14 protein-coding genes are annotated in these 17,930 nt (G+C 59.9%); all 14 read right to left on the minus strand.

All coding sequences use genetic code 11. The features are described 5' to 3' along the window. Positions 1-12 precede the first annotated feature (12 nt). Entirely contained in the window at positions 13-1,434 is a 1,422-nt protein-coding gene (gene tssA / locus BN1137_RS19065; protein ID WP_050720124.1) for a type VI secretion system protein TssA, read from the minus strand. A gap of 8 nt (positions 1,435-1,442) precedes the next feature. After that, positions 1,443-2,072: a type VI secretion system-associated protein VasI gene (vasI, locus tag BN1137_RS19070; protein WP_050720102.1), complete on the minus strand. Its 630-nt coding sequence runs from the start codon at positions 2,070-2,072 to the stop codon at positions 1,443-1,445. Further along, positions 2,072-3,610: a sigma-54 interaction domain-containing protein gene (locus tag BN1137_RS19075; protein ID WP_050720103.1), complete on the minus strand. Its 1,539-nt coding sequence runs from the start codon at positions 3,608-3,610 to the stop codon at positions 2,072-2,074. The genes vasI and BN1137_RS19075 overlap by 1 nt, the downstream gene beginning before the upstream one ends. Before the next feature lie 2 nt (positions 3,611-3,612). Then, positions 3,613-6,255, minus strand: a complete 2,643-nt coding sequence (gene tssH / locus BN1137_RS19080) for a type VI secretion system ATPase TssH (protein ID WP_050720104.1) — start codon at positions 6,253-6,255, stop codon at positions 3,613-3,615. Between the two features lie 22 nt (positions 6,256-6,277). Next, entirely contained in the window at positions 6,278-7,057 is a 780-nt protein-coding gene (icmH, locus tag BN1137_RS19085; protein ID WP_050720105.1) for a type IVB secretion system protein IcmH/DotU, read from the minus strand. Positions 7,058-7,079: 22 nt separating this feature from the next. Further along, positions 7,080-8,414 (minus strand): type VI secretion system baseplate subunit TssK, encoded by a 1,335-nt coding sequence (gene tssK, locus BN1137_RS19090; protein ID WP_050720106.1) that lies wholly within the window; start codon positions 8,412-8,414, stop codon positions 7,080-7,082. Between the two features lie 2 nt (positions 8,415-8,416). Further along, positions 8,417-8,932 carry a type VI secretion system lipoprotein TssJ gene (gene tssJ / locus BN1137_RS19095; RefSeq protein WP_050720107.1) on the minus strand — a complete coding sequence of 172 codons (516 nt, stop codon included), beginning with the start codon at positions 8,930-8,932 and terminating at the stop codon, positions 8,417-8,419. Continuing rightward, positions 8,932-10,167: a type VI secretion system-associated FHA domain protein TagH gene (gene tagH, locus BN1137_RS19100; RefSeq protein WP_050720125.1), complete on the minus strand. Its 1,236-nt coding sequence runs from the start codon at positions 10,165-10,167 to the stop codon at positions 8,932-8,934. The genes tssJ and tagH overlap by 1 nt, the downstream gene beginning before the upstream one ends. 26 nt (positions 10,168-10,193) lie before the next feature. Continuing rightward, positions 10,194-11,192, minus strand: coding sequence for a type VI secretion system baseplate subunit TssG (tssG, locus tag BN1137_RS19105; RefSeq protein ID WP_050720108.1), 999 nt, complete (start codon positions 11,190-11,192; stop codon positions 10,194-10,196). Further along, on the minus strand, positions 11,156-12,922 hold the full coding sequence (tssF, locus tag BN1137_RS19110) for a type VI secretion system baseplate subunit TssF (protein ID WP_050720109.1): 1,767 nt from the start codon (positions 12,920-12,922) through the stop codon (positions 11,156-11,158). The genes tssG and tssF overlap by 37 nt, the downstream gene beginning before the upstream one ends. Before the next feature lie 3 nt (positions 12,923-12,925). Next, positions 12,926-13,357 (minus strand): type VI secretion system baseplate subunit TssE, encoded by a 432-nt coding sequence (gene tssE / locus BN1137_RS19115; protein ID WP_050720110.1) that lies wholly within the window; start codon positions 13,355-13,357, stop codon positions 12,926-12,928. Positions 13,358-13,363: 6 nt separating this feature from the next. Further along, complete coding sequence (gene tssC, locus BN1137_RS19120) at positions 13,364-14,842, minus strand: type VI secretion system contractile sheath large subunit (protein WP_050720111.1); 1,479 nt, start codon at positions 14,840-14,842, stop codon at positions 13,364-13,366. Between the two features lie 36 nt (positions 14,843-14,878). Continuing rightward, positions 14,879-15,382, minus strand: coding sequence for a type VI secretion system contractile sheath small subunit (gene tssB / locus BN1137_RS19125; protein WP_050720112.1), 504 nt, complete (start codon positions 15,380-15,382; stop codon positions 14,879-14,881). Positions 15,383-16,036: 654 nt separating this feature from the next. Beyond that, positions 16,037-17,425, minus strand: coding sequence for a tetratricopeptide repeat protein (locus BN1137_RS19130; protein WP_050720113.1), 1,389 nt, complete (start codon positions 17,423-17,425; stop codon positions 16,037-16,039). Between the last annotated feature and the right edge of the window lie 505 nt (positions 17,426-17,930).

Below are 17,930 nucleotides of genomic sequence, written 5' to 3' on the forward strand. Positions count from 1 at the left end.
CGACTCAATGACTCATTTCGACAGCGGGGCCGCCTGGTGTTCCAGACGGCTGACCAATCCAGGTTCCCATTGCGCCAATCCAAGGCGACTTGCCTCTTGCCACAAGTGTTGATAGTGCTGGCGAGCCAGCGAATTCATGCCTTCCTGCGCCAGCAGCTCCGCCTGCACCAACTGGGCATGGAAGCGGGCTCTGGGCTCCTTCAACTGCGTCATGCGTTCATCCAGCAGGGTCAAGGCCGCGGCCATGCCCTGCTCGCCGTGACGCAGGGCAACCTCCTCGGCCAGGCTGCTGTCATCATCGCTCCCCGCCCCGCCCCGAGAGGGTTGCAGCCAGCGGCTGCAGTCAGCGCTGAGAAAGGGGCTGCCATCGCTAAAGCCGAGATCCCGCAGGGCCGGCAAGCGCTGCAAGAAACCATCGAGCTCCTGGGCGATGGCCTGGGCCGGTACGCCAAACCCCAGCTTGTCCGCCACCTGAGCCGAGAGCTGATGCCCCTCGAACCAGTAGGGCGCCAGGGTCAGGCTCTGCTCGATCCGCTGCCAGAGCGCCAGATCCGGGGCGGCCATGGCGGCGCGGTATTCGTCCACCATGTCCACCGACATGGGCGCCAGCTGGGTTTTGTTACCCGGGCCGCTCATCGGCGGCGTGGTGATCCCGGCCCAGATCGCGTGGCGGCGCAGACGATAACCCACCGCCGCCTCCGGCTGCCGCTCGATGAGCAACTCCGCCACCTTGAGCTGGGTTTGGCGCCAGGCACGGTCGTTGGAACTGTCGATCTCGATGCCCGCCACCTTGCTGCCACCACTGAGCACCATGGCGCCACTCGCGGCGCCCTGGCCGGCATGGGCACTCACCGCGCCAGACGACTCGCCCTGATCAGCCTGCGCCTGGGCAACCTGCTGGCGCTGGGCCCGCCGCAGCCCCATCAATAGCGGATCGAGCAATTCCCCCTTGTCCGGGCACTGCACCAGCCAACAGGCCCCAAGCTGCTCGGCCTGGGTCAGCAACTGCGCCAGCTCGGCCGCCGAGGCACTCTCGCTCACCCGCGCCAAGGCCCCTTCGAAGCGCTTGACGATCTGCACCATCAGCCGCTGCTTCTGGCTGGCATTGCCGGGCCAGGCCAGCAACCAATAGGCGCGGATCCAGGACTCCAGCAGGCTGAGTGCGGCCCCCATGGGGGTCGCCTTGGCCGGGTGTTGCAGGCAACGCAGCAACTGGGCCAGCACCCGCATGTCCTTGGTACGCGTCTCCAAGAGGCCAAGGCAGGCCTCAGCCACCGCATTGAGATCCACTTGGGAGTGAGCCAAGGATCCCAGCTTGACCAGTTCGGTCTCCACATAGTCCCAGCGCGGTTCATCGGCCAGCACGGCGCTCTTTATCTGTTCATCCGGCAAGCTGGCCAGCAGGCGGGTACACCAGGGGTGTTGATAGCTCATGGTTTCCCCTACCAGCGACACTGCTGACGCAGCGGAGCCAGTGCCTCTTTCAAACCACTCAGATCGACGCGCAGCAAGACGCCGTTCGCAGTCTGAGCCTGAGTGCCGTTGTCGGCCCGCACCTGCAATTCACGATGACCCAGCCAGCGCTTGAGCTCCTCGATGGCGGGCAAGCCGCGACCGTATTCGAGCAGCAGCCCCCGATCCCGGATAAACCAGCTCTGGGCACTGCGGCTGGGCTCACCATCGAGCTCAAGCTGCACCCCCTCACCGATCCAGGGGCTATCAAGCCGCAGCCGGATGTGGGTGATGCTGTCGACACAGCCGATGGAGAGCGTCGCCCCGCGCAGGGCCGGGCGGGTCAGGATCTCGCTGCCACGGCTCGCATCGGTTTGCAGCAAGAAGGGGGGACTGTCCGGGGTGCGGCTCTGCTCCTGATCCCAGATGGCCTGCCAGGCGGCAGACTTGGCCACGCCGGCGACGGGGGCCAGGCTAGCGTTGCTACCCAGGGCGTCATAGCAGGCCAGCCGGATCAGCGGCGACGGCTCACGCCGGCACTGCTGCCAGCCCGTCATGTCCAGTTGCGGTGCACCACTGGCGGTGGCCAGCAGCAGCGGCAAGAGGCTGAATGCGCCCATCAGTTCACCTCCAGTTTCTGGCACTTGTGATCCAGGGTGCGCTTGGGAATGTTCAGGCTCTCGGCCACCAACATGCGGTTGCCCTGGAAGTAGCGCAGCCGCGCCTCGATCACCGATGCCTCGTACAACTGCATGGCCCGGCGCAGGTCGCGGATGTGGTTGTAATCGTCCAGCATCCCCGGCAACTCGACGCAGACCCGCTCCTTGAGCTCCGGCGGCAGCGCCTCCAGCACCACCTCTTCCCCGTGACGGGTGTGGGCGCAGGCGACCTCGAGCAAGTTGCGCAATTCGCGCACGTTGCCAGGGAAGTCATAGCTCTGTAGTTGCTTCAAGAACTTGCGATGCAGCCCACCGAGCGCCTTGCCATCTTGCTCGGCAAACTGGGTCATGAAGTGCTGGCACAGCATGGGCACGTCATCCATGTGCTCGCGCAGGGGCGCTATCAGCAGCAGGCACTGGCAGAGGCGGTGATAGAGATCGGCCCTAAATTGCCCCTCATCCACGTGGCGAGTGAGCGGTTGATGGGTCGCCGCGATGAGGCGAAAGTCGGAGTGACTCTCCTGCTCGGCGCCGAGGGGCCGGTAACTGCGGGTCTCGAGCACCCGCAGCAACTTGGCCTGCATGGCGGCAGGCATGTCGCCCACCTCATCCAGAAACAGGGTGCCGCCGTTGGCCTGAGCGACCAGCCCGGCCTTGTTGCCAAGCGCTCCGGAGAAGGCCCCTTTCTGATAACCAAACAGCTCGCTCTCGATGAGGTTCTCCGGGATGGCGGCGCAGTTGATGGCAACGAATGGCTTGGCGGCGCGATCGGAGCACTGATGCACCAGCCGGGCGACTACCTCCTTGCCACTGCCGGTCTCGCCCTGAATGAGCACGGTCAGCTTGTGCTGACCCGCCTGGTTTATCTGTTCACGCAGACCACAAATAACAGCGGATTGCCCCACCAGTTGATCTGCAAGCAGCTTCTCGTACTGCTTTTTAACCTGCCCTTCCCCTTTTATCTGGCGCAGGGAGTCTCTCAGCACGCTCTGATCACGGCGGCTGCGCCCCAGATCCCGAATGAGGGTGAGCTGATTGCAGAACACCTGAGCCAGCTGAGCCAGCTCGGGGCCAGAGCTCCACGCCTGCAGCTGATCGGCGTTATCCATCATGGCCAGCACGGCGAACGGCTTGCCATTGGCATCGTTGAGCGGCAAGGCATGCAGGCCGCACTGCTGGCCGAGGTTGGAGAGCAGGGCGCGAAACTCCTTGTGCTCAATGCGGGCACCACCGTGCAGGGAATCCCAGCTACGGGACTGGGCCTTGTGCAGCACATAGGCCAGGGGATGGGAGAAATCGTCCACCGCCAAAGAGAGGCTGACGGCCTGCCCCTTGACCCAACCCTGACACGCCAGCTGGCGGCCGCTCACATCCAGCATGCCAAGCAGGATCCCCTTGGGCTGGAAGCTGGCATGCAGGGTTGAGGCCCACCAGTGGCACAGCTGCGGTTCGTCGCGCTGGGCGGTCAGTGCGAGGGCAAAAGCGAGGGCTTGTTCCATGCTCAGCCCTCCACCTCGGCCACGAACTGCTGATCGACCACGAAGAAACGCACCCGGTTGATGGGCTCACCGGCGGCCAGACGTTGCAGCAGTTGCAGCGACACCGGCGGCAACAGGGCGCCGTCGATGACGGATTCCAGCATACGGGCCCCGTTCTCGCTGCGATTGGCGCGGCGCAGTATCTCCTCGGCCACCTCGTCCTCCAGCACCACCTCGGCGCCGAAGCGCTCATTGAGCAGTTTGACCAGGCGGTTCAGTTTGCCGCCCACGATCTGCACTAATGTGTCGTGACCGAGCGGCAGATAGGGGATCACCTCCATGCGCGCCAGCAGCGCCGGTTTGAAGAAGGCGGCAAGCTCGGGGTAGAGCGCATCCAGCAAAGCATCCGGCTGCTCGGCGTGGTCGACGATGGTCTGGAAACCGAGGTTGGAGGTGAGGAAGAACACCACGTTCTTGCAGTCGATGATGCGCCCCTCCCCGTCCGCCAGCTCGCCCTTGTCGAACGCCTGATAGAAGAGGTTGAGCACATCCGGATGGGCCTTCTCCACCTCATCCAGCAGCACCACTGAGTAGGGTTTCTGGCGGATGGCCTCGGTCAGCACGCCGCCCTCGCCAAAGCCCACGTAACCCGGGGGCGAGCCGATGAGGCGCGAGACGGTGTGTTTTTCCTGATACTCGGACATGTTGATGGTGGTGAGGTACTGGCGGCCACCGAACATCAGCTCGGCAATCTGCAGCACGGTTTCTGTCTTGCCGACCCCGCTCGGCCCCACCAGCAAAAAGGCACCAAGCGGACGGCCCGGACGGCGCAAGTCGGCGCGAGCGGTCAGCAGGTGTTTGTGCAGATGGGCCACCGCCACATCCTGCCCCTTGATGAGATCCCCGAGGTACTCCGGCAGCCGGGTCACCACGTCGAGTTCCCCCTGGGAGATGCGATTGAGGGGCACCCCGGTCCACTCGGCGATCACCGCCGCGACCTGGGTCTTGTCCACATGGGCGGAGACCAGCACGGACTCCTGCTGCAGGGCGGCAAGCTCGCGCTCGAGCCCGGCCAGCACCTCGGCGGCAGCCTGTGGATCGAGCGGGGCATCGGCCAGATCCAGCGCCTCCCGCTTTAGCAACTCATCCTGCTCGTCGGCCAGCAAGGCGGCGCGCAGTTCGACTATCTGTTGCACCAGCCCTTGTTGCTGTTGCCACTGGGCTTCCTGCTCGGTCAAGTCCTCTCGCGAGGCCGACTGGGCGGCGTGCAGCTCGGCCAGCCGCTCGACATTGTTGCCAAGCCCGATCAGGCTCTGGCGCTCCAGTTGGCGGATCTCCAGCTCACGCTGGCGCAGCTCGTTGTGCAGGTGGCTGACGGCGCGCGGCGGCGTGGTGAGGTTGATGGCCACCCGGGCACAGGCGGTGTCGAGCACATCGATCGCCTTGTCCGGCAGCTGGCGGCCGGAGATATAACGGGCAGAGAGCTGGGCCGCGGCTTGCAGCGCCTCCTCGTCGATCAGCACCCCATGAGCCTGCTCGTAGATGCTGCGCAGGCCGCGCAGGATCACGGTGGCTTCCTCGGCATTGGGTTCGCCCACCTTCACCAGCTGAAAGCGGCGGGACAGGGCGGCGTCTTTCTCTACGTATTTTTTGTACTCACCCCAGGTGGTGGCGGCGATGGTACGCAGCTCGCCACGGGCCAGGGCAGGTTTAATCAGGTTGGAGACATCCAGTCCACCGGCCTGGTTGCCGGCGCCTATCAGGGTGTGGGCCTCGTCGATGAACAAGATGACCGGGCGCACCGCCTCTTTGACTTCCTGCATCACGCCCTTGAAGCGCTTCTCGAACTCGCCCTTGACCGAGGCACCGGCCTGCATGGCGCCGAGATCCAGGGTCATCAACTCCACACCGCGCAATTTTTCAGGCACCTGATCCGCTACCATGCGCAGCGCCAGCCCCTCGATCAGGGCGCTCTTGCCGACCCCGGCTTCTCCCACGACGATGGGGTTGTTCTTGCGGCGGCGAGAGAGGATGTCGATCATCAGGTCAATTTCATGATCCCGGCACAATACGGGATCCAGGGTGCCCTGGCGGGCCTGTTCGGTGACGTTGACGGTGAAGCGGGCCAGCAGGCTGGCATCGGCAGGCAATGCCGCCTGAGTGGGAGCTCCGTTGGCAGAAACGGTCACCTGGGTCTCGGCAGACTCTTTCACCCACTCATCGAACTGCTGGCGCAGCAGCTCGCGATTGACGTTGGCCAGCAGCCGGGTGGCCGAACCAGGCAGATAGCGCTGGGGGGTCATCAGCAGCACCAGCAGCAACATGCCGCTGCGCAGCTGAACATGCTGCAACTCGGCGGACGCCAGCAACCAGCTGTCTTGCAGCCACTCCACCAGGAGCGGCGAGAAGGAGGGGTAACCCTGCCCATAACCGCTGTCGGCGCTGGCGGGTTGCAGCAGAATGCGCAGCTCTTCCACCTCGACCTCGGCCCGTTTGAGGATCTGGCGTACGTCTGACAGGGGGGTGTCCAGCATCTTCAGCAGCAGGTGCTCGATGCGGATCTCGGCCCCCTGATGGTTGACGCAGAGGGCCGCAGCCTCCTCCAGCATGTGACGACAGATGGGGTTGAGTCTTTCCACCAGTACCGGTAGCTCTATACGAATCAAGGCGTGCTCTCCTCAGGAATAGTTATTTTAATAATTCGCCCAGTTGACGCAGCACGTCCTGGGTCTGGTTATTGAGTTGCTGGTGATAGAGGCCAAAGATGATGGCCAGGATCACCGCGCCGCCCATGAACAGGCTGCGCAGGGATATCTGCTTGCGCAGCTGATAACGGGAAGCCTGACGGCCAAGGTCCAGGTGGAACACGCTGGAGGCCTCGCCGCTCGCCTCGGGGGACAGCTGCTTGTGCAACTGCTTGACGATGCGCTCGAACTCCCCTTGCCCCTTGCTCATCACCTTGTAGCGCCCCTCGAAACCGAGGCAGAGGCACAGATAAATGAACTCCAGGATGTCGCGATAGCGCACCGGATCTTCCTGCAGCCGGGCGAGCAGCACGAACACCTTCTCCCCGCCCCAGGTCTCGTTATGGAAGCGGGTCAGCAAGGAGTGTTCCGACCATTCACTCTGGCTGCCCCAGTCGCGGCCCATCACGGCCTCATCGATGAAGGTACAGAGGATGTAGCGAAACGAGAGCACCACACCGTTCTCGTAACCCTGCGCCATCAGCTCCTGCTCGATGGCCTGGATCTCGGTCACTACCCGTTGGTAGAGCTCGGGCACCCGGTCGTAGCGCGACAGCAGGCGTACCCGCTGCACCAGCCCGAGCAAGGGGGTCACGGCGTCGATCATGGGGTTGATGCTCTGGCCGCGCAGGCGGAACCAGTAGTCCGAATCCATGTCCAGCTGCTCGGCATGATCGAACAGCAGGTCGCTGAGTTGCTCGTTCTTGATAATGTCCGTGGTCATCTGTGCTTATTCCTTGATGGGATCACTGGCTGCGAATGGCCCAGAGCTGCATATCGAGCTCCGGGAAATCGCCGGCGATGTGGAAGGCAAGCGTGTTGCCCACCGCCAGCATCTGCCAGGCCGGGCTCTGCCGGTCGAGCTGGAAGTAGCTGTAACCGGCGTGATAGGGCAGCTGGCGCGGGGCCACCGGCAGCGGCAGCAACGGAATGCCGGGCAGTTGCAGGCTGATGAGCTCGCGGATCTTGTCGCTGGAGGCCACCTTGGTCTGCTGCAGCAGCTGTTTGCGCAGCTGCTCCTGAGGCATGCGGGCACGCACCGCCAGCACGAAGTCGGCGCTTTGCATCAGCTCGCTCTCCCCCACCACGGCCACCATGACACCGTACTGGTGCTTGCGCAGCTGGATGGAGACGGCCCGCGGCGACAACACGGTACTGAGGGCCTGGCGCAGGGCCAGCATCACCGGTTCGAAACTCACCTGCTGATCGTCGTGACGATAGGCGGCAAACTCCGGTGGCAGGCGGGACTCATCGGTGAAGGTCATCAGCTCGCCGCACAGTTGCACCAGCGCCTCAAACAGCCGCTCCGGATGCAGGGTGCCGAGGCGGGCGAGATGGGAGAGCTGGGGCTGGGCCCGGTTGAGCAGTTGCAACATCATGAACTCGGCCACGTCGGCGACCCCCTGCTGACCCGGCGCCGCAATGCGCTGGGAGAGGCTGCGGGCCCGCTCGGCCACGAGGCCAGCGGATTCGCCGAGGAAACGCTTGAGGGTCGGGATGGCAGAGACGCTGATGCTGCAGGGCATGAAGTTGGGATCCAGCACCAGACCGCCGTCCGGGCGCTTGTCCAGGATGCGGGCGATGGCGAGTGACGCATAAGCGCTGCGATCGTCGCGCTCCAGCATCAGCCGCAGGCTGACTCGTCCCACCTCGAGGGAGACCACGTCTCCTCCTTCGCTGTGCAAGTCGCGCACATCGTGGCGATGGGCCTGCAACCTCGTGGCTACCTGGCCGCCCTGATTCACCTCGTTGACCCCGCTCACCGAGAGCGGCAGTGCCAGGTAGATCTTCTGGTTGGCCACCGAGGCGTCGGTGACTTCCAGCGGGGTCGGCAGCACATCATCGTTTGGGATGTTGAAGACGGTGCCGTCCGGCAGGATGCCGGTGGCCCCCACCAGGGCGATGCGACCGAACCCCAGATAATCCTCGTTGATGGCCAGCGTCTGCAGCCCGTAGAAATAGTCGGACAGCGCGCTCAGGCGAGCGTGCAGTGCGTACTCCGAATGTCTTTGTTGTTGCTGGAAATGCTGGGGCTTGATGAACAGCCCCTCACGCCAGATAACCCGATTTCGACTCGACATGATTATTCTTCTTCTTGTTGCAGCTCTACTTCATCCAGACGCAGATGAACCAGAATTTGGTAGGCTCGGCCCACGCTCTTGACCTTGATGACCTTGCGCCACTCGGCGCTGTCCGGATCGGCGTAGCGTGCAATCACCCCGATGTAACGGGTCTTCTCGTCGAGCTTGATGGGAGGCAGATACTTGAACTGCCCTGGCAGCAGGGTGTAGTCCTGATGATCCAGATAGTTCTTGCCGAGTGCCTTCTCCACATCCTCGGTCACCTGGTCGTAATCGGTGGCGAGCAGCTTGGAATCTTCCGCCAGCAGCAGCACCTGGAACTCGATGGGCGCCGCCTCCCCGCTGCCGTTGGGGTTGACGTCCGGCTCGGCCACCAGACTCAGGCCCAGGGTCGAGGGTTGATCGTCATTGCTACCCACCTGAATATCCGGGTCCATGGCCACATCAGCCATCTTGCCCATGGTGGTACAGCCCGCCAGGGCCAGCAGAGCGGCCCCCAGCATCAGCACTCGCATCATCAAATCAGTCCCTGTTGCTGACGCACGGCCTGGTCATAGGCCTGGGCATAAACCTGATGGAAGAGTTTGTCGAAGCCTTGCTGGCGGGCGGAAGTGAGCTCGCGGTAGTAGTGCTGGTACATGTTCCAGGCCCAGCCCTCGTCGGCCATGCCCGGGGTACCGGTGCGGCGGTAGTGCTCGAAGCGACCCAGCAGCGCATCCGGCGAGAAGGCTTGCAAGATGCTGTCGAGCGCCGCGCCTATGGCCTGTTGATTCGCCACATGGTGGATACGCACGTTGCGCAGGCTCTCGGCCACCGCCGCCGGCGCGGTCAGGTGCACTGGGCTCTTCTGCTCGGCAAACATCACCGCCAGGGTCTCGTCATAATCGAGCCCGAGGCGCAACGGGTTGTCCTCGATGGGGCGCAGATGCCTATCTGCCAATGCCGCCTGATCGCTTTGCAGCTTCAGCAAACCTTCCACCATGGCGCGCACCGTCTTGCCCATCTCTTCGAGCATGTCGTGGGCCTGCTGGGTATCTTGCAGTTGCAATGGCTGACCCAGGCCACGCATCAAGGGGGTCAGGGCCACGTGATCGACCCCTTCCAGTGGCGGGAGGTAATCGGGGTGATTCTCGATGGAGGGCATATCCAGAAATTCTTGGCTCATGGTGTTCTCGACGGCAGAAAAGGGGGACAGGGACGGATGTTCCATATCCGGTTGCGAATTGAAGTCACTCTGGCGACGGGGGTCGACCAGCGGAGTCAGTGCGGAGCGCTCATGTTGCAGCGCCAGCAAGGGATCGAGCGCCAGGGCATGGGGATCGCCCTCGCGAGTAGCGGGCTCATCGCTGGCCAGCCACTCATCGAGCTGCTCGGTGGGGCGATTGCCCAGCACTTGCTGCAGGCTCTGCTCTGCCGAAATGGCTCCCAGATAGGCACGCAGCCGGAACGGGCCGACGATCAGCTCGTCACCCTGCTCCAGATGCACCTTGCGGGCCCGCCCGATGGGGGACGTTGCGCCATTGATATAGGTCTGGCCGCTCAGATCGCACAGGCAGAAGCGACCATCATGGTGCTCGATACGGGCATGGGCCGGCACGACCGCCCCCAACCTGTCTCGCAGCTGCCAGTCATCCTGCTCGGACGCGCCAAGGGAGCCGCCCATCTCGCCGAAGCGATACTGAACCTGCTGGTTGCCATCGAGCTGCTCGCTGTTGAGCACCACCAGAGAAAGCTGTTGATTAAAGTCGTCCACATTCACTCCTGCTCTCATTCCTGCACTTATTCCTGAACACAAATGGTCACAAACGGGTCACTTGGTGGTTCACCGAGGAAGGTGCTCCACCCCAGACGCGCACTCTGCTCCTCCCCCAATCTCAATCCCCTCGCCTGCTCCTGGCCGAAACCCAGTCGCAGATCCCAGGCCAGTTGGTCGCGCAGGATGAAGGAGACAAAGGTCACCAGGGCATGGAAATGTTCCCCGTTCGGGAGAAACCCGAGAAACTGCCCAAAGCTCAGGTTGTTGATCTTCAATAGAAACTTGCCCGCACAGTCGTTCACCTTGTCGCCGATGACGAAATCATCCCCCAAGGTGGCGCAGGCACTGCCCAGTCGGTTCTGCTGATCCTGATGGATGGGTACCCGCCGCCACTGCCAGGCATTGACCTCCACATCCGCCAGATCGAAGCAGTGCGCCACCAGCCCGGCCACCACCTCGGGGGAGCGGCTGGGGCTGGCCAACATGCCCGCGTAGGAGAGCATCTTGGCGCGATTGACCGGCAGACTGCGGCAGACTGCCTCGTTGCCGAGCCCCACCAGGGCAAACATCAGGCGGGAAAAACCATCCTCGCCGTTGTCCTGAAAACGCACGTGGTAGCGATACTTGCGCCAGATCCGGTGCAGTAGGGTCAGCAATCGGTGATGGAAAAAGTCCAGAAACAGGCCGAGCTTCTGCTCGCCCTGGGCGTATTCCCAGGCCAGGGAGTCGAGGTAGTAACCGGGCATGGGGGACTGGCTGCCGTGCAGACCGAGGAAGGCGACCTCCAGCTCGTGGCGACCCTTGCCATCCTTGCCTATCTGCAGCACATCGCTGGTAGGGAAACCCAGCGACGCAGTCGCCTTGAAGCGGATCCCCTCATCGCTTGGCAGATGATCGAGCCCCCGCTCCTGATCGGCGCCATCCAGCCGGTTGAGCAACTCCACCAGCTGGAAAAAATTGAAGCGAGGTGCGTCCCTGGCGGACGTCACATCAGGGAGTGTTGACCGATCTGGACTGGCCACTGGTAACGCTCCTTGTTGTCGAGATTGACCACCTCAAGCAGGTGGAAGGCATTGACGCTGGCATACAGCGAGAAGAAATGGGCCAGTACGGTGCTGAACAAGTAGAGTTCCCCTTCGCTGCCAAAGGCGGACTGGCGGATGGAGAGCACCGATTTGAGCCCTCGCACCGGCATGCCGCGCACCAGCCGGTCGACCGGGGTAGTCTCGATCTGCTCGATCCCTGCCAACCGCTTGCGCGAGGCCTGCTCAGCCTGCTTGTCATGCAACGCGGGAAAATCATAGGTACGCAGCACCTGCACCAGGGCATCCCGCCGCAGCAAGGAGACGTAGTTCAGGGACAGGTTGGAGATGAGGGTCCAGTGCAAACTGCCATCGAGCGCCGGTCGCAATGGTCGGGTCGGCCGGATCAGATTACGAAAGGTCGCAAACGAGGGCGAGCTGCCGGTCGGCACACAGATGTTGCCGACCTTGAGGGTGGCGGCGCGGGAGCGGTTGGTGCAGGTCAGGGTCACTGAAATGGATTCATCCAGCTCGACCGTGGTGGTTTCGTCTCCCCGTACGAAGGAGAGCGTGTGCTCAAAACCGTCTCCGCTGACCGCTTCTCTCACTCGCACCCGGTAGTAGAGTGCCAGCCGGTGTTTGGCCCGCTCAATCTGGTGCTGGAAACTCTCGAACGGCTGATAGATGCGGGGTGTGCCGCGCGAACGGCCGAGATTGCCCTCCACCCAGCCTTCTACCTCGTCGACCGAGAAGATCTCGAAGCTGTCCGCATGGCGGTAACTCGCCTTGAGCGGATATTCCGCCTGACGACCGTTGAGGTTGACTGGCTCGCTGTCGTGCTGGAACAGGTTGATGGCCGGCACGCAGTTGAGCATGAAGGAATCGGGGCGGATCTTGAGTTCGGCGGGCAACGGCCGGTCGAAACAAAAATGGATCTTGAACTCGCTGACGGGCAGGGGTTGCTTGGGCCAATCGCCACCACTGAGCTCGAAGAACAGGAAGCTCTGTGGGAAGCAGAAGTACTCCTGCAAAATGCGGTAGCCGGAATAGACGTTGTTCGGATAGGGCAGCAGTGCATCACCCCGCTCGAAGCCAATGGGCTTGAGGGCCTTAGCATCTTGGCGAAAGCGCTTGCCGTCGACCTCGAGTTCGATGTGAGCGAGCTGGTTGGAGAGCCAGAAATAGAGCTCGTAGGCGGTATAGCCGTCGCCACCAAGGTAGAAGCGCAACTTGTCCAGTTGCAGTTCGCTCAGCGGCAAGGGGGCATGCAAGGCGATATCCAGGGAGATGGTGGAGAGATCGTTGCCACTCTGGGCCGCGATATGGCGGATATCGGCTGGGTAGATCCAGGCATCGTGGCTGGTCTGGAAGTGACAGGTCACCTCATCGATGGGCAGGCTGTCGAGCTGACATCCCTGCTTGACCAGCGCCGGCTGGGTGATGGCGCCAGGAATGACCGAAAATTGCATGATGGTCATGCTGGGCACCGGGCGCAGATAGTTGGGCCAGAGCATATTGAGCAGACCATGGGTCAGCTCGGGAAACTCATCCTCGATTTTGGCGCGCAGGTTGCCGGTGAGAAACGCGAAGCCTTCCAGCAGGCGCTCTACGTCCGGATCGGTATTCTGCTCCGACAGGAAGCGGGTGAGTTCGGGATAGGCATCGGCAAATTCGCGCCCTTGCAGGCGCAAAAATGCCAGTTCATCCCTGAAGTAATGTTCCAGCGACATTGATCAGACCATGCGGTAGTGACGGTGGCTGTCCATATGGACGTTGAACGAGGTGACCTGTTCGATGTGCTCCAGCCTCACGTGGGCCGTCACCTGAAACGACATCTCGAGCGGGCTCGCCTGAGCGTCGGGTGAACGGACTTCCACATGAATGATCCGCGGCTCGTAGCGGCGGATGCATTGCCGGATCGCCTCACGGATCCGTCCCTTGATGTCGGCACTGCCCTGGGTGGCGTCATTGAGATCGATGACACCCAGATCCGGGGCACTGCGGCAATTGCCGGGACGGGTATTGAGGATCTGATCGAGCTGCCGTTTGACAGAATCCACCAGTTCATCAACCTCCGAGCGGGGGGAAGGGAGCTGCCCCTCCCCCCGGATCCTGTCAAACAGGCTGGCCGCATTTCCTCTATCCCAAGAAGAGAGAGACGGCATCGGCCATTATTCCTTGTCCAGACGACCCACCAGAGACAGCTCGAAGCTAGCCCCCATGTACTTGAAGTGCGGGCGTACGGCCATGGCAACCTGATACCAGCCCGGCTCGCCTTCCACGTCCAGCACCTTGATCTGGGCGGCACGCAGCGGACGGCGGCTACGCACGTCTGCCGGCGGGTTTTCCTGATCGGCCACGTACTGCTTGATCCAGCCGTTCAGTTCACGCTCCAGATCCTGACGCTCCTTCCAGGAGCCGATCTGCTCGCGCTGCAACACCTTGATGTAGTGTGCCAGGCGATTGATGATGAACATGTAGGGCAGCTGGGTACCCAACTTGTAGTTGGTCTCCGCTTCCTTGCCTTCCTTGGTGTTCGGGAACACCTTGGGCTTTTGCACCGAGTTGGCAGAGAAGAAGGCCGCGTTATCGCTGTCTTTGCGCATGGTCAGGGTGATGAAACCCTCTTCCGACAGTTCATATTCACGACGGTCGGTGATCAGCACTTCGGTCGGGATCTTCGCTTGCAGCTGACCCATGGCCTCATAGACATGCACAGGCAGGTCCTGGATGGCGCCGCCGCTCTGCGGGCCTATGATGTTCGGGCACCAGCGGTACTTGGCGAAGCTGTCAGTCAGGGAGGTGCCCATCAGATAGGCGGTGTTGCCCCACAGGTAGTGGTCGTGATCCGAGCTGATATCTTCCTGATAGTTGAAGCCCTTGATGGGATTCTCGCTCGGATCGTAGGGCAGACGCGCCAGGAAACGCGGCGCGGTCAGCCCCAGGTAGCGGGCATCTTCCGATTCGCGCAGGGAGCGCCACTTGGTGTAGGCCGGACCTTCGAACACCGACTTGAGATCCTTGATGGACGGCAGATCGGTGAAGCTGTCCACACCGAAGAAGGCCGGCGCGACGGAGGAGATGAAGGGGGCATGGGCCATGGCACCGACCGCACTGACATACTGCATCAGTTTGATATCGGGTGAGCTGTGGGTGAAGGCATAATCGCCGATCACGGCACCGATGGGTTGACCACCAAACTGGCCATAACCAGTGGAATAGACGTGTTTGTAGAGGCCTGACTGGGTGATTTCAGGTGAAAACTCGAAATCTTCCAGCAGTTCCTCTTTGGTCGCATGCAGCACCTGGATCTTGATGTTCTCGCGAAAATCGGTGCGATCCACCAACAGCTTGAGGGAACGCCAGGAAGACTCCAGCTCCTGCACCTCTTTGGCGTGCAGGATGACGTCCATCTGCTTGCTCAGCTTCTTGTCGAGCTCGACAATCATGCTGTCAACCAGCGCCTTGTTGACCGGATCTGTGGTGGTACCGCTGTCCAGAATGTTCGCGATCAGGGCGGCGACACCCTGCTTGGCGACGCTGTAACCCTCGTCAACCGGGGTGATGCGCGCCTGCGCCATGATTTCGTCCAGCAAGGACGAGGAGGCAACACTCGCCCCCGCTTGAACCTGTTCTTCAACCTGAGACATAATTTTTCCTTATCGATCAGTTAATTAATCTGCAGATCACTCGGCAGGCTTAATCAGATCCAGTTCCTTGAGCAGCTGCTCGCGAGCTTCACCACTGGACAGCAGATCCTGCAAACGATTGCGGAAGGACGGGATATTTCCCAAGGGTCCTTTCAGGGCAACCAGGGCCTCACGCAGTTCCAGCAACTTGCGCAACTCGGGCACTTGCTGGGCAACGCTGTCGGGGGTGAAGTCCTCAAGGGACTGGATCTTGATCGACACAGGCAAGTCGTCCTGGCTGTTCTCTTCCAGGCGATTGGGAACGGAAAACTTCAGCTCCAGTGCAGATTCTTTCATGACAGACGAGAAATTATTCTTGTCGATGGAGACGGTCTGACGCTCCTCAATGGGGGTCTCTTCCGTGCGTCCTTTCATGTTGCCAACCACCATCATGGTCAACGGAAGCTCTATTTCAGCCTGCTGACCACCGGTTGCCGGCACATATTTGATATTAATACGCTCTTTAGGCGCAACAGTGGCGCCATCAATTCCTTTTCCCATGCTCTAAATACCAAGTTAAGGATCCATGAAGACCCTAAAGCTTATAGCCAATGCCCATGTCGGCAACTGTAAAAAATGACAGTTGACGTGTTAAACCCAACTTCAGGTGAATGGGCATTAGCCGAGGAGGCATTCTTGACGTATATCAGGCCGAGGCGTTGATAATCAAAAACGCAATATGCAGCTTGTTACTTATACAATCCGATTGTGCCTCTACTCTTTGGAAGAGGTCTTCTTGGCTTAAGAGCCATTTGCGACAAATGGTATATTTATGATTCACTTACCGTCAATAAAAAAAATATTAAAAAGTAGTAATTATTTCACGACAAATAAAACAAATGATTTAAAATCAATTGGTTAGATAATGTTGATGGAAATGTAAGAATTATCTGAATTAGACTTCATGGCTGAAAAACGTGTTTAACATCCTAAAAAACATGGAGTCATTATCAATATGATGAAAACTAATAATTGCTGACAGCCACCTCGTCACCATTGAGAATTGACGAATTCGAACTCACTAGAAACAGTCATAATAGATGCATCATAAAAATTTCACGTGATGTTCAAAAATCACACACAAGAATTTTTATTACAGCACGTTATTTTTCATTCAACATGCACATTTACGATGCTTAATCGCCTTGCTGAACACTAAATGTCACCCTTTATTCCTTCAAGCGAAGGATCATTTTTCAATTTGATAAACCAGTGCTGGGCCAGCTTTTGGCCCGAGGCTTTCTCCTGTTTTGTCATCCCTTTTTCAAGCTCATTACCAGCATCGGTCGCATTCTTGTTTCCGTCCGTGGCAGCCAGCAGATACCATGCATAGGCATGCAAGCGGTTACGGGGCGCTCCCCACCCCTGCTCACGCATGGTCCCCATGCGATATTGCGCCTCCCTGTGGTTGGCATTTGCCGCCAACCGATACTGCTTCAAGGCTTGGCGATAGTCTGCCTCACCCCCCTGCCCCAGCCGCAGCATCTCGCCATAGGCATACTGAGCGTCGACATTCCCCTGAGCGGCAGCCAATGCAAGGCTCTGGCGCGCCGCGTTCAGCTCTCCCCGACCCTGTTGCAACTTGGCCAGCTCGAGTTGTGCCTGGCTCACCCCTCCAGCCGCCGCCAGCGTCAGCCAGTGTTCTCGCGCCGCGGCATCGCCCGTCTGTTGCAAGCTCAACTGGTATTCAGCCTCATGAGATCCGTGGCTCGCGGCCAGCTCCAGCCAATAACGGCCGAGCGCAAGATCTTGTGGTACCGCCTCACCCGCCAGATAGGCTTGTCCCAACCACAGCTGAGCCGGTGGCGATCCTGCATTGGCGGCGTGTTGATAAAGAGGGAATGCCTCGCTCGCACTGGCCTGACGAGCCAGGGTCAACAAAGCATCCGGTTGCTGTTGGGTGGCAGCCTTCTCGTACCAACGCTGGGCGAGATCGGGTCGCCTGGCGACTCCCTTCCCTTGTTCATAACGAAGGCCGAGTTGGTATTGCGCCTCACGATTACCCTGCTCGGCCGCCTTCTCCAGCCACTCGATGGCATCGGCGTCGGCGCCGGGCTGCTTGGCATACCACTGACTCAGGATCAGCTGCGCCTCGGCATGATCCTGCTTGGCCGCCTGTTCAAACCAATTAAGACAGTCGCCAACCAATTTGCCTTGGTGTTGCTGCTGACAATCCACGCCAAGCCGATAACTGGCGTCGCGATTGCCTAGCTTGGCCGAGCGCTGCCACCAATCATGGGCCAGCTTGGGATTTTTGGGTTCACCCAGACCAGCCTGATACCAGCTCCCCACCTGCAGCGCCGCTTTTCCCCGAATATCCGCGTCTGCCGCCAGTGGTCCTGATTGACCCGCAGCCTGCTTCATCCAGCGCATCGCCTCGGGATAATCCGGCTTGGCCGCCAGACGGTTGGCCAGTTCATACTGCGCCTTGCCCTGACCCTGTTGAGCCGCTTGAGATAGTTCAGACTCAGTGAGTGATGTAGTTGTGGTGCAGGCAATCAGCCAACTTGATACTAATATCGATAATAAAGTACGGTATATCATCTATAAATTCCGCAATTATAAGTAAGATGAGAATTCAAATCATTTTAAAATAACTTTACTAACACAGAGAACATACTATAAGTGGGATGTCTTCAATGAAATCTTGACGCATGAAAACCATCTATTAAGATAAAATGCGAGTCAAACCTGACCGAAAATATGATTTATTTATCAAGGGGTTATAATTTACCCCTGGCAGTTAATATTTATGCTATTAATTTATTTCCCTGTACCGCAACAGTACATGACTTTGTAAAGACATATTATCTTATATATAACATCATATATCTAACAATGAGGTTCTGGTGGTGATTTTTAGTGATAGCCCTATCTTAATATAAGTAAGCAGACACCCGTTGAGCGATAGCGATAATATTTATCTCAATGAAGAAAAATATTCACCATTCACTCTGGAAAATCACCTAGGGAGATGCTAAATATTTTTGGCATTCATTTTATATACTTTTCACATTGATTTCGCTATCAAAAAAGACTGGTTATGTAC

The sequence above is a fragment of the Aeromonas tecta genome, assembly GCF_000820185.1.
GTDB classification, from domain to species: Bacteria; Pseudomonadota; Gammaproteobacteria; order Enterobacterales; family Aeromonadaceae; genus Aeromonas; species Aeromonas tecta.

Excerpts from the sequence above, each read along its gene's own strand:
- tssA (WP_050720124.1), bottom strand. The coding sequence starts at position 1,434 with ATGAGCTATCAACACCCCTGGTGTACCCGCCTGCTGGCCAGCTTGCCG.
- vasI (WP_050720102.1), bottom strand. The coding sequence starts at position 2,072 with ATGGGCGCATTCAGCCTCTTGCCGCTGCTGCTGGCCACCGCCAGTGGT.
- BN1137_RS19075 (WP_050720103.1), bottom strand. The coding sequence starts at position 3,610 with ATGGAACAAGCCCTCGCTTTTGCCCTCGCACTGACCGCCCAGCGCGAC.
- icmH (WP_050720105.1), bottom strand. The coding sequence starts at position 7,057 with ATGACCACGGACATTATCAAGAACGAGCAACTCAGCGACCTGCTGTTC.
- tssK (WP_050720106.1), bottom strand. The coding sequence starts at position 8,414 with ATGTCGAGTCGAAATCGGGTTATCTGGCGTGAGGGGCTGTTCATCAAG.
- tssJ (WP_050720107.1), bottom strand. The coding sequence starts at position 8,932 with ATGATGCGAGTGCTGATGCTGGGGGCCGCTCTGCTGGCCCTGGCGGGC.
- tssF (WP_050720109.1), bottom strand. The coding sequence starts at position 12,922 with ATGTCGCTGGAACATTACTTCAGGGATGAACTGGCATTTTTGCGCCTG.
- tssE (WP_050720110.1), bottom strand. The coding sequence starts at position 13,357 with ATGCCGTCTCTCTCTTCTTGGGATAGAGGAAATGCGGCCAGCCTGTTT.
- tssC (WP_050720111.1), bottom strand. The coding sequence starts at position 14,842 with ATGTCTCAGGTTGAAGAACAGGTTCAAGCGGGGGCGAGTGTTGCCTCC.
- tssB (WP_050720112.1), bottom strand. The coding sequence starts at position 15,382 with ATGGGAAAAGGAATTGATGGCGCCACTGTTGCGCCTAAAGAGCGTATT.
- BN1137_RS19130 (WP_050720113.1), bottom strand. The coding sequence starts at position 17,425 with ATGATATACCGTACTTTATTATCGATATTAGTATCAAGTTGGCTGATT.